This window comes from Psychrobacter sp. H26 (assembly GCF_059073035.1).
Window position 1 is genome coordinate 26,360 of the sequence record NZ_JCACRW010000002.1, and the last position, 12,977, is coordinate 39,336.

Here is a 12,977-nt window from a genome sequence, read left to right on the forward strand (position 1 = left end):
GTTTTCATTTTGAAATGCTGCCTGTAGTATTAACAGGTCTATCCGAGTTTTGGATTTTGACTAAAAATTCAAAACTCATAATTTTGGATAATTTGCGATGCGCCTGTCTACTATTAATCTACAAAAGCGTTTGAGTACTCACTCAAATCAATTACCGCTATGGTTTACGCTAGTAGCAGCATGGCTTGCAGGGGCTATTTTTTTATTTGCGCTAGCGCCTCATGGGTTCTGGCCGCTAGCAATAGTGTCACCAGCGATTTTATATGCGCTGTTGGTACCAAATATGAGTGGTCGTCGCGCTTTTATTATCGGTGAAGCTTACGGTATGGGGCTATGGTGCGTCGGCGGCTTTTGGCTCTATACTGCCATCCATGATTATAGCGATACTCCAACGTGGCTCGCATTGATTATGATTGGATTGATGGGTCTCGGTATGGGACTGTTTCATGGATTTTTAGCACTAGTCTTTAACCGTATGGTAGGCAAACAACCCTTTTCATTTGCTGCTCTTTGGGTGCTACAAGAATGGTTAAAAACTTGGTTATTCACAGGCTTTCCGTGGCTGTTTGTTGGTTATGCATTTACTGAAGAGTATTGGTTATCGTCCTTAGCACCCGTTGCTGGTGTTTTTGCCGTCTCTTTTGTTGCCATACTATTGGCTGCAAGTTTAGTAGAGCTACTGCTTCGACGCAGTAGTTATGCCGTCGTTTCTGTACTGTTATTAGCCATTAGCACATCATTATGGCTGGTCAATCCGCAATGGACAAAACCTAAGGGCACACCTGATCTGTCAGTGTCATTGATTCAAGGTAATATTTCACAAGATATAAAGTGGCTGACGCAATATCAAGTAGAAACGCTAAAGATTTATGCGAAGTTAACGCGCACTGAGTGGGGACGTGATGTGGTGGTGTGGCCTGAATCATCTATTCCGATGTTTCAGGATGAGGCTGCGGGCTTTATTAGTGAAATGATAGAAATGGCCAATGCGACCAATACGACATGGATAACTGGTATCCCTTATAAGGATAAAGCGGCATTCAATGCCAGTACGGATAAGTATCCCCCATTTTACAATAGCGTGATTGCTCGAGGTGTAGAAGCGGAAGGCCTATACAAGAAGCAGCGTCTAGTGCCTTTTGGAGAGTATATTCCATTTGAAGGCGTGCTCGATATTTTCCCAAGTTTGGCCGGTAGTCAGGATATTAAGAGCTATAGTCGTGGTAGTGATCAGCAGTCACCGCTAAAGGTGCGTGAACACAATATAGGGACGGCTATCTGTTATGAGGTAGCTTATCCAGATACCACGCGTAAAAATGCCATCGATACTGACTTTTTGTTGACCGTCTCTAACGATGCCTGGTTTGGCACTTCAGCAGGACCATTGCAACATTTGCAAATGGTACAAATGCGCGCGCTTGAGAACGGGCGCTGGTTTATTCGAGCGACCAATACTGGTGTTACCGCTATCATTAACCATAAAGGTCGTATTGTAAAACGCGCACCGCAGTTTGAGCGTACTGTACTACGTGGTGAGATACAGGCACGGGTTGGTAACACGCCCTTTATGCTTATGGGAAATTATCCTATCTTGATAATAATAACCCTGTTATTACTAATAAGCTATTTTGGCAAAGGTCTAACCACACTTAGAAGACGAGGGTAATAGTAAACTTAATCATAATAATTTAATCAGCGTAAGTTTTTTATTTTTTCTAGGTAACGTCCTAACGCACGTAAATATAAAAGTTTTAAACTATTGATCACATAAGAACTGATTGAAAAAATTATGTTGACATAAGGCACGCGCCTCATACTTAAAAAGAGATAGCTATATACGGTCTATCATCTTTTAGTTGATACTTTCATTTAATGCACGCGATTTTTGATTGTCATCTGCCTTAGTACCAAATTCAATAGTTGCATGTTGTATATTCTGATGCGCCAAATCTTCCTTGATGTTTTCTTTCATAGTAATAGTCTCTTCAAACGTTATATCGGTCTTCGGTACAATATGAACTGTAAGAGCATTCTCAGTGGTACTCAAAGCCCAGATATGTAAATGATGAAAGTTTTGAATAAAATTATAGCTCTCTAAGATAGCAGTGATTTTACTGAGATCAACATTTTGAGGTACTCCGTCGATAGCAAGCTTGATACTCTCTTTTAGTAGACCCCAAGTCGATAACAGTATAACGACTGAAATAATCAAGCTAACTAGAGGATCAACGATATTCCAACTTGTATAGTAAATAATAATGCCCGAGATAACGACACCTACAGAGACCAATGCATCTACCATTAGATGCAAGAAAGCACCTTTGACATTAATATCGTCTTTTTGACCTTTGTAGAATGCAAAAGCAGAAACAGTATTTATAAATACACCTATTAGAGCTGTAATAATAATAACTTTTCCTGCAACTTCCGGTATCGTATCAAATCGACCCAAGGCCTCATACGCAATACCTATAACGATTGTAACTAACAATATGGCGTTAATAAGAGACGCCATTATAGAAGCTTTTTTGTAGCCATAGGTATAAAGCGTAGTAGATGCTTTCTGTGCTAATTTCATTCCAATTAACGAGATTATTAAACTGGCAACATCACTTAAGTTGTGGCTAGCGTCTGCGATTAAAGCTAATGAATTAGTTGAGTAGCCCACTATAAACTCGATGAGCGTAAATGCAGAATTTAGACCAATCCCAATATAAAAAGCTTTATTCATATTTTTAGGGTCTGGAGCTTGATGACTGTGGTTATCTGAATTACTCATAATTTACCCTTGTTTAGGTTGCTGCATTTTATTAAAGGTAGAAAATAAGTTTATTGCATATTTTCTATATTGCACAGTCAATATTGCTCTAATACCGTAGACCCACTTATTTTTATCAATAAACTGAGCCACAACTTGATTGTGTGTCCTATCTCTCCTTGGGCGAAAAAAGCGGATTTTACTGTAATCTAACTGGCTTACGTAAGCTTCTTGTTCTCATGTTCAAGCTCTTTAGTATGTGTAGCTTAGTCTTGAATGTTGGTTAGTATAGTTTCATTAGTGTGCTTTTTATGACATGACCACATAAAGGTGTAATCGTTTAATGCTTCAATCAGCATACGAACGGCGCGTTCTTTAATCTCAGGAGTGTAGGTTTGTCTTTTCATTATCGTATTCTCTCAGAAAGATGATTTACCGCTTCTTAACAGCGCGTGTAAAACCTTGCATCTGACGACTAAGCCGGTCTTCATAGTAAACTATCCCAGTATTGTCAGAAACTTAACGTCTTGTGAGGATGTACTAAGTGCTAACTTCAAAATAATTGAAATGCTTACGCTAAATGACGACAAGAAAAGCCTAAGCAATCTAACGAAGAATCAGATATTAAAAACCTAATCTGTATGACAAATAAAAAAATGCCTCTGGGAGTTGACTCCCAGAGGCATTTAGTTTTAAATGTAGATAACGGTTACAGTGTGTTGACGCACCCTGTAACGAACAAATAAGCACACAGACTGCGTTATTTGAACAGCATTAAATGCCCGTATAGGTGCATTTTATCCAAAATCTGCTTTCATATCAACTCTATTTGCTATACATTTTAAAAACTGCTTGTTCGCTCGTTACATTTTCGTGCTGCTCTCTCTGTACCCGTTACCCGTCAAATGGGTGGCAGGCCTCGGTGACGACTGCGTTTGACATAAGGGTGAGCTCCCTACAGGGGTGACTAGACAAAGGATCAGAGCAACGCAATGAGTGGTTACTTGTGCATATCGTAGCGGTATATTGGGCGAACGCCCTTGCTAGCGTATGACAGCACAGTAGCGGTTATGAGCGTGTCTAGGCGGTGCTATCAGCCGTAATCATAACAGCCGTAGCTTGATACAGTGATACGGTCTTGATGACGCGATGGGCGATGAAGTCGGCATGACTAATCACATCAAATTCAAGGAATGCACTAAAGTGTTTGTGAGTATTTTTATTATACTCATAATTGCTTTAGGGTGAGTGTTCCTTGAAATCTGCTCAAGGCTCCAAAATCAGCATAAATTCACTTAGGCTAATTTAAGTAGTATATAGCCCACTAGGCTATATACTATGAGAGTTCAGAGAAAAATTTAGAATATTTATTATACAACCATCATTTATTCAGTGAGTCGATATTGTCATGGTGGATTCATAAGCTTAGTGTGAATAGAACGGGATTGACTTAGTTATTGTTAATAGGCCTCTATTACTAAGTTTAACTGATACTTTTAGTGTTAGTGTTAATTGTCTCTCGCATCTTTTCAATCTCTGCAGTCAATGAGCTACTCTTTTCCTGTTCTGATTGATAGTTAATTGAAAGCTCATCATATTGCTCAATTAAAGCAGTGTGCTCAGTACTAAGCAAAGTTTTCTCATGATTTAATGTGTTGTGTTGCTTAACAAGCAGCTGATGATCTGCTTCAAGCTTAGCTTGCTTTTGAGTCAGCTGCTCATTGATCCCTGATAACTTATTACGTTCAGCGGTTATCGCTTTTAATTCTCCTTTTACCTCTGCTGTAAGGTTCATTATTTGGTTGTGCTCAGTAGTCACTGTTTTTAGCTCAACCTTGACTGCTTCAAGCTCTGTCTTCACACGTGTGATCTCTGCTTTATCGCTATTAGCAGTAGCTACAAGCGTGGCCACCTTCGATATGTTGGCACTCAGCTCTTTTGATTGCTGATCAAAGCTGCTGCGCAGATCTGCAAGCTGAGCCTGAGCTGCCGCTGTTTTAGCTCGTTCAAGTTCCAGCTGGTGCTGAGTATCACTGAGTGTCTGTGTCAGCATATCCCGTTCAGCAGTCACTTGAGCTACGGTGATAGCCGTTGCCTCTGCAGTTGCTGTGACCTCATCGAGCTGTTCTAACAAATCAGCCTGCTCACTCTCTAGGGTCTTAACCGCTTCTTGAGCCTCGTCTGTCTCAGCTTGCGACTTGGCCTTAATACTCTCTAGAGCCTCCCGTTCTTTAACCAGACGATCATTGGCAATATCAATGGCCGTTTGCCACATATCTGCACCAAGCGTTTGTAAGCGTTCAGCAATGCCACTTGGTAGCTCAACCTGTCTTAGCTGCTCTTCTTGTTGGTTATCCTGACGCCAAGACTTCATGGCTTCACTGATGGTCGTGAATGACCCCCCACCCAGCGCCTTACGCACTTCGGCTAAAGTAGGTTTGATACCTTGTTCATGCAGTTGATCAGCAATAGCATGAATTTGCTGTGTAGTAATGGCCATAATTATTGTCCTTAATTTTGTATGAGTAAATATGTAGCGTTTGTATTATGTTGTATATAGTATAATACAATATACAACATAATACAATACAAGATATAAAAAAACCTCAAGCAATCTTGAGGTCATAATCGTTAGATTATGGCTAACAATCAGTTAAGTACTTCTCTAGCGCATTATTATCATTTATTAATGATTAGCGCCTGTTTGTCCCTATCGCTAAATTTGGCAGTAATACTTGGGCTAATAGCGCTGGTTTTTTTAGAGAATCATAGTGGTTTAATACTGCCAAGGCTAGCACCTAACCGCTCAGCAATAGAATGTTTTTATTAATCTACGTATATTCTAAATAATCACGAATAGGACATTTATTGAAAACTGAAGAATCCGTCTTTAGTCTTTTGACCATCTCAATTGCCCACTCTGCCTCATTTTGACCTGCTAGACTGGTGGAGCTGACCAAATGGTTATAATTGGCTATAAATTCTTTGTTCAGAACAATGCGCTTTAATTGTGCGTCGCTTAGACCTTTAATTGAAAAAGGATTCAGATCACTCTTCAATGCTTTTGACTGCTTAGCCTCTACCTTGGCTTGACTGCTATCTTCAAAACTAAACACAATCTCACTCACCACCCGCCCTTTTTTCTTTTGAGCGTAGGTTATACGGTAAGGCGTGTGCGTATGAATATCACTGATAGCTTTATCTAATACATAACGTTTGAAATCAATATTCCTACCATAGCTATCAACGCAATTAAATTTTTCACGTAAATAGTCAACGGTATACGCCTTTTCTTTGTATTTTTGGAACATACAACTGGCAATCAGCTCAAATAAAATCATGCCATAACTACCAAGATTAATAATCCAATGTCGCTCCCATTTGGTAAATGGATTTTCACGATCGAATACTGATAGCATCTCAATCACTGTATCGGCCAGTATAACTTCTAACTGTCCCTCGTTTTCCTTATATTCGCACTGAACAAGCCAAGACACTCCAGTTCTATGCGTCCGTTCATTATTCTTAAAGTTCCAAAAAAAGAATGCTTTGTGCAGCATGCTATTAGCAACTTCTGCCAAGGTACGGTAAATACTTTTTTTGCCTAAATTATATTCACGGGCAAACTCTAGCGCATTAACCACAAACATTCGTTTTCTGGCATCAGGGTCTTTTTCTACATGCTTACGTACTAAGGGCGATAAAAACATAATCAGACGCCGCTCATTCAAGTCCAAATCTGAAATGGCATTTAATAAACGGTTTTGCATCACCAGCCATTTGTCACTGTAAATTGGTTTGGGCTTACTCTCAACTTGACTGACATTCTGTAATGGTTTGATTTCTTTAACGTCTGAGGTAATCAAATCAAAATTAAAATCAAATTTTGATTCTATGATGGGTTCAATAATAAGGATGGTGGCATCATTATCACCCACTGTCCTTCTTACATGAGCGGTAAGTTCATCGCGCTCTTGTTCACTTAAATTCTTATCTACTTTGACCGTATAAGACTCGCCTATAAACTCTCGTAGGTTATTTTGGAACTGCGCCATCTCATTTTTATTCATATCGTAATATTTCGCTAGATTGATGTTTATGGTGAATAATAAATAACATTAGTGGAATATACAAATTTATTTTCCACTAATACCGCCTAAAGTTCCACCTATAACCGCCTAAAGTTCCACCTTCAACCGCTTAAACTTCCACCTTTAACCGCCTAAAATTCCACTATATAAAAATATTTTTCCGCTGTAGACCAAGTGAAGTAAGTGTCTGCGCCGATTTTCACCTTCAGGACAAAAGCTTTTAAAAATTATTAAAAAATAAGAAATATATTTTTGTTTTAAGTAATAGGAAAATAGGCAAAAAAACCGACGAATTTGAAATAATAATATGAGCTACCAACTGCTTTTAAAATTATTTAGTAGCTCAACCAGCTGTTGTCCGCTTACTTGATATTAATCCTCACTTTCATAGTCCGAATCAAGAGTCGACCTCTGGAAATCTTCAAAAGCACGATCAAAGATCTTTTGAATGTCTGCATCTGTCATTTTGGACAAAGCTGGTTTCATGTTTTCAGTCGCATTTTTTTTAGATAATTTGTCTTCATTTTCAGTAGCCATTATCGATACCTCTGTAAATACATCTCAAATCGTTGCTAGAAAGCCTAAAAAGCACCCTTATACGCATTCTATGCTCTGTTCTATACACTGATAGCTAAATATATTTTAAAGCGCTTAAAACAGCTAAAAATCGCCTTCTAGCATTTTACTAATTAGAAGACGATTCAGTTGTACGGATGAATAGGCTATTGCTAACAGTAACAGTTATTGCGCTGCTGATTTGTCATCAAACAATGAACCGTACTCACTGTCTTGATTGTCTTTATGCGAAGTAAAACTGCTTGATACCATCTTAGCCTCACCTTGCATCTTATGAGCAATTGACTTTAAAAACTCACGGTGCTTTTTCAAACGGACATATTTTTCATTATCGTGTGCGTCTAAAAAAATGGCTTGCAGTTCATGATTGTCATCATCGTCCAATGCGTTGGCCAACCACTCCCCCAATATTTTATGTGCTTCAAGCCTGTCCTGATCAATCTCTTTTTTAAGAGCCTGCAATTGCTTAATCTTATTTGCGAATAAATCATCTGATATTACTGACATTACTTCATCCTTTTTTAGCCAACTATGATAGAGTTGATCCTAGCAGTACATACACAGGTATGCAAGATAGTAAAATACACAAGACCACATCGTTTCGTGGGCGCAGTAGTATTTTAACCCTCTGTTAAGAGCGAACTTAGGAGTTTATGTAAAAAAGGCCCACAAGGGGCGCTATTTTTTTACATAAACTCCGTCGTTCGGCAGGGGGCGAACCCCCTACAACCCCCAAAAAATTATCTCTCAATGTTGGGTTTTTTTGCTATGAATAATAAAGGGTTTCATCTGTCAGTTAGCGCCGTTAGTAAGGCGAGAAATCATAGCGTGGTGGCAAAGTCGGCTTATAATTCTGGCTCAAAACTGGCTGATGAGCAGTCAGGAGTCGTCCACGATTACACCAGTAAAGCTAAAGACAAAATCTTAAATTTAGTGGACAGTGATGGTACTAAATACACGCAAGTTATTGAGAAAAATGTGATGCATACGGCGTTGATAACGCCAACTCTTGCTGGGGATCTAGCAGTGACACGTGAGGGTTTTTGGAATGATATCGAACGCATTGAGACTCGTAAAAACGCTCAATTAGGTACTGAGATTGATGTGATGTTTCCTGATGGGATCACCGCTGATCAGCGTATAGTTTTGGCCGAGCGCTACGCTCAAACCTTATCTGATCGCTATAACGTGCTTGTCGATGTAGCCATTCATCGGCCACACAGTCACGAGAAACATGTGGGGGAGGTTGAAGTGGTTGAGCTGACCAGTCGTAACTTTCATGCCCATATTTTACTCTCAAGCCGTGAGATAGTAGCGGATGTTGAGGGTTATGCTTTATCAGCACGCAAGAATTGGTTGCAGTGGTCAACGGAGGAGCGTTTATCTAAGGGGTTAAACGGGCGCGGCGATGAGCTTAAATATCAACGCACCCTTTGGGCGGATATGGCCAATGAGCTACTGCCTGAGAATAAAACCATTAGTGAGAAATCCTACCGTGAGCTGGGCATCAGTCGTTTACCAAAAATGAAACTGGGTAAGTCACTATATAAGGATATTCTCAAAGGCAATCGTTCAGTGATTCATGAGTACAACGAGACGATTGATGAGATCAATGCTTACATTGAAAAAAATGGTCTGGTAATTGAGTATGACGACAAGGGACGTATTGACCTAGAAAGCAATGAACAAGAGGTTAACGGCGTCACAATACATTATAAAAAGCGTAAACCCTTTGCGCGAATTGAGCTCAGTAATATCCGCTTTGTAGATCCTGCCGCTGAACTTGAACCCGCTATTCCTAAAAATAAGAGTCAGACGCATAGTGATGCGGCCAATGATCACGCACTTGATGAGCTTTTAGCAATCTCAGCCAACTTTGTGAGTCAAAAAAAGATGGTACGCAGCGCCTTATTTTCAACCATTGATGCGCTGCATGAAGAGTTAGCGCACCAGTCTAAACAGATTATTACCATTGATAAAAACATTAAGAGTACCCAGCGGTTCACCGAGGAGGTGGGACAGGATTTTAGCGAGCCCCGCCAAAAAATGATTGAGCTTGCCCAGAAAATACATACGACAGAGCAAAGTGAGGCACTGAAAACGGCTTTAGTGTTGGTTGATCAATTTAGACAAGATGACACCCTACAAACAGGCCGCGCTGTTAGCCGCCTTGAAGAGCGGCTGTCACAGATTGATAAAACGATGCTGAACAATAAAACGGTTTTAAAAGAGCTTATTCCCCTTAACAATCGAGTTATTGATGATCATAAGGCGCTTAAGGCCACCCTAAAACCGTTTGCCGCAACGCTGAATAAGCTGGCTACTGACTTTAAATCGCTTGATGAGATTGATGTTGAAAAAACTGAGCTGCAGCAGCACTGGCGCGAGGCGTTTGAGGATTTGCAGGCGATCGAGGTAACGAGCAACCTTGACACCTATCATAAGTTCGCGGCACTGGCAGATCTTGATGTTGAGCATTTTAAAGCGCTTGAGCAAGAGCGTGAGGCGCTGCGTGCTCTTAAAGCGGTAGAGATAGATGATACCGCTGAGGCACGTTTGCAGATGCTTGTATCTGATGTAAAGACATTTAAAACCGCCAATAATGAAGACATCAAACAATTAAAGCTGCAAATCAATACCAGTCAAAAAACCTATCAGCGCCTATCGCCGTTTTATGAGCAGCGTATTGCCCTTCTTGATCAAAGTGAAGCGGTGATTGTGCAAGATGATAACTTATACGATGAGATTACCCGTACCAAGACCACTCAATTGAACGCAGATCGGCTTGATGACTGGCGTACTCGTACCATGGCGCTCCAATACCAGCTCAACAAAGCGCGTGAGCAAGCCGAAACTGAGAACAAAGCTAGGCGTGAGCGAGAGGAAGCAGAGAAGCGGCGGCAAGAAAAACAACAAAAAGAGCAAGATGCTACTGCCCTTGCGCGTACCCGACAGGCAGAAGTCAAGGCGTATCAGAGCAGGTTTGATAATATGCTGGTACGGGTTAAAGACCGTATTGATAAGATCGACTTTAAAGCGATTGATACTACTGCCACTGTGATAGAGGCGGCTGAAAAGTTAGCTGCTGAGGCCCTCGTTTTAAAAACGCTTCAGCATACTGATAATGTCACCGCGTTGCAAAAGCGTTTGCGAGACACGGATGCAGAACGGGTGATGATAGACAGAGATACGTCGGTACAGACACTATTACAAGCGCTCGGCACGCTTTCTAGCGACCGTCATAAAATTGATACTATAAACGCGCTTAATGAGCGTTTTGAGCAGATTCCTGACATCCGCGTGGGCACGCAAAATTTAGCGCAAATCTTGGCCGCACAAGTGCTGGATATAGACAAGGCTATTCAAGAAAAAGCGCGCCATTACTCGTCACCACGCCCATTTTAGTTGTGATGATTACAATAATGAGTACTTACTATGAATAAAAATGACCGCACTGAGCAAGACATACACGATCAACTTGTTAACCTAGTGACTTCATTGACTCCGGTCATTGGGGCCTTGCGTGAGCTGATTAAGCGAGCCGATGATGCGGTAGCGAGGCGGCTTGAGCGTTCGCTTAGCGGTATTGATAGCAAGGTGAATGAGGTGTCTTCTGCCATTGAAGAATTAGGTAGTAGCGCAAGCACGACTTCGCAGGCATTGAGTCAGTATCAAGAACTCGTGTTAAAGCAGCTACAAGCGGCAGTGACTGCTTTTACTGACAATGAGATGCCGCGTCGTTATGATGACAAAATAGCAGGCATCATCACCGATATGAAACAGCAGATTGATACGGCTGTAGAGTCGGTCGTTACTGCTAAAAACGACAGCATAGAGGTACAAGTGAGTACCATGCAAGCGGTGGCTGACAAGCTTGGCGCAAGCGCTGACAATCTAGCCCTATTCACCAATCAGTACCAAGCTGGTCATAAGCAGATTATTGAAGATATTGAGACCTTTGAGACCACCACCAAAACGCGGATTGAGCAGGTTGAGGGTAGAGCTAGTAAAGACTTGGACAAAATTCATAAGTCCATTGAGACTATGAGTATTAAAAGGATTGCAGCCGTTGTCGCAGCGGGTACGATGGCTGTGATAATAAGTTTGGTGGCCCTGGTATTTTGGTATGTGCCAAGCTTTGATGAGATTGCAGAGATGAGATACCAGCAAGCAGAGCTACAGCGCGGCATCGATGAGCTTGAAACGGGGTGGAAGCAGGCATTTGATAACGCTCAAAGTCAGCAGATTATTTTGGCTTGTGATGTTAATGAAGCGCAGCCTGATGCAATCAGCTGGTGCGTTAGAGCAGACAGCAAAAGTGTTTTGAGAGATGAGAGAGGCTTTGTTTATTATAAAATAGCTGGGGTGCCGCGTGCAGAGCCGACTGAGTAAAGGCATATGGTAACAGTAAGCCATATTGCCCAAAAGTGCGTCTTCTGAGACATATAAGACTGAAAAAAGCTTGTTTGATTGTCGTTATCTTTGTCTATATCAAGAAGCCAGATAATGACACTTTATCTGGCTTTAAGGATTATTGTTTCTTGTTAAACAAGAAGTCTGTAAATATAAGCTAAAGCCATTACGCTGCTTGGTCAGTGTGAGCTGTGACCAACTCTATAAAAGCAGTTTCAAGGGTGCTTAACGCATGATCGTCAACGATAAGACCGTCATCTAGCTGTCGTTGCACCCAGACATAAACCGCTTCATCATTATAAAGAATGGGGTCAACACCAAGTAGGGTTGCCAGCTGTAAGCCTTGCTGTATTTGTAAGCTTAATAACAGCTGAGAGGCTAACGTTTTAGTCTGTTCACTAAACCATGTGCAGCTATTGAGCCGAGATAGATTGTTATTCATTGGTATTCTCCTATAGACCATTATATGCATATAATAAATAAAATGACTTACTACAGGTCAAATTATACCTATATTTTAATCTATTGCAAGAGAAAATAACCTTCTGTAGGTCTTTTTATTCGTTTAAAGACAATCACAGCTCATGACAACGTTATTTATGCTGGTGACTCACTGCTGTCCTCATTTATGATTTCGTATAAATCACCAACATTGATTCTAAGATAAGTACATAAAGACTCGATGACATCTAGATCAACACGGGTGGCTTCTTCATGATACATGCGAGTAATGGTGCCACGATTGATGCCAGTATCTCTTGAGATATCGGCAATTTTAAGGCGTCTTTCACCCATGATGGTCGATAAGTGACACTTCACCATAGTGGTTCCCTCATTCATATTAGTGGTTTTTGATTGGTGAGCGGATTATAACGAATATGAGCGGCTAAAGTATTGCTTTTAGTAGCTCATATTGATACTTGATAGCTACACTTTATATGTTAGCAGTCAGTTTACTGGGGCATCTCAGTCTTTGATAAATTTATGCATTTTTATGAATATTATTCACATAGAAATTCAGTCGATATCAAAGATATAGTTATTTTTTAAAAATGTTGCTATTCATCTAACTATTGAGTAAAGTCTTAATAATACTCAAATACTCAAATACTCAAATACTCAAATACTCAAATACTCAA

Annotated in this window: 10 protein-coding genes; 3 read left to right on the forward strand and 7 right to left on the reverse strand. The window is 40.5% G+C overall.

Annotated elements, in window-relative coordinates; all coding sequences use genetic code 11:
• Positions 1–97 precede the first annotated feature (97 nt).
• Entirely contained in the window at positions 98–1,666 is a 1,569-nt protein-coding gene (gene lnt / locus AC5JPT_RS13475; protein ID WP_068039556.1) for an apolipoprotein N-acyltransferase, read from the forward strand.
• Positions 1,667–1,852: 186 nt separating this feature from the next.
• Here the strand turns inward: lnt and AC5JPT_RS13480 are convergent, their stop codons facing one another.
• The 5 genes from AC5JPT_RS13480 to AC5JPT_RS13500 all read right to left on the reverse strand — a co-directional run bounded on the left by AC5JPT_RS13480 (position 1,853) and on the right by AC5JPT_RS13500 (position 7,932).
• Positions 1,853–2,779 (reverse strand): cation diffusion facilitator family transporter, encoded by a 927-nt coding sequence (locus tag AC5JPT_RS13480; RefSeq protein ID WP_114701933.1) that lies wholly within the window; start codon positions 2,777–2,779, stop codon positions 1,853–1,855.
• A gap of 1,462 nt (positions 2,780–4,241) precedes the next feature.
• The gene (locus AC5JPT_RS13485) at positions 4,242–5,258 is read right to left on the reverse strand and encodes a DNA-binding protein (RefSeq protein WP_493858491.1); all 1,017 of its coding nucleotides are present in this window, start codon (positions 5,256–5,258) and stop codon (positions 4,242–4,244) included.
• Between the two features lie 331 nt (positions 5,259–5,589).
• Complete coding sequence (locus AC5JPT_RS13490) at positions 5,590–6,828, reverse strand: replication initiation protein (protein ID WP_493858492.1); 1,239 nt, start codon at positions 6,826–6,828, stop codon at positions 5,590–5,592.
• A gap of 393 nt (positions 6,829–7,221) precedes the next feature.
• Positions 7,222–7,386: a hypothetical protein gene (locus tag AC5JPT_RS13495; protein WP_493858493.1), complete on the reverse strand. Its 165-nt coding sequence runs from the start codon at positions 7,384–7,386 to the stop codon at positions 7,222–7,224.
• A 204-nt stretch (positions 7,387–7,590) separates the two neighbouring features.
• Positions 7,591–7,932, reverse strand: coding sequence for a hypothetical protein (locus tag AC5JPT_RS13500; RefSeq protein ID WP_201569633.1), 342 nt, complete (start codon positions 7,930–7,932; stop codon positions 7,591–7,593).
• Between the two features lie 261 nt (positions 7,933–8,193).
• On the opposite strand from AC5JPT_RS13500, the gene AC5JPT_RS13505 reads away from it, so the two are divergent.
• Positions 8,194–10,830 carry a MobA/MobL family protein gene (locus tag AC5JPT_RS13505; protein WP_493858494.1) on the forward strand — a complete coding sequence of 879 codons (2,637 nt, stop codon included), beginning with the start codon at positions 8,194–8,196 and terminating at the stop codon, positions 10,828–10,830.
• Between the two features lie 30 nt (positions 10,831–10,860).
• Positions 10,861–11,817, forward strand: a complete 957-nt coding sequence (locus tag AC5JPT_RS13510) for a hypothetical protein (RefSeq protein ID WP_201569629.1) — start codon at positions 10,861–10,863, stop codon at positions 11,815–11,817.
• A 187-nt stretch (positions 11,818–12,004) separates the two neighbouring features.
• On the opposite strand, the gene AC5JPT_RS13515 is transcribed toward AC5JPT_RS13510, so the two are convergent.
• Together AC5JPT_RS13515 and AC5JPT_RS13520 are read right to left on the reverse strand one after the other, a co-directional pair.
• Positions 12,005–12,280, reverse strand: coding sequence for a hypothetical protein (locus AC5JPT_RS13515; protein ID WP_057758781.1), 276 nt, complete (start codon positions 12,278–12,280; stop codon positions 12,005–12,007).
• A gap of 155 nt (positions 12,281–12,435) precedes the next feature.
• Positions 12,436–12,660 (reverse strand): helix-turn-helix domain-containing protein, encoded by a 225-nt coding sequence (locus AC5JPT_RS13520; protein ID WP_057758779.1) that lies wholly within the window; start codon positions 12,658–12,660, stop codon positions 12,436–12,438.
• Positions 12,661–12,977 lie beyond the last annotated feature (317 nt).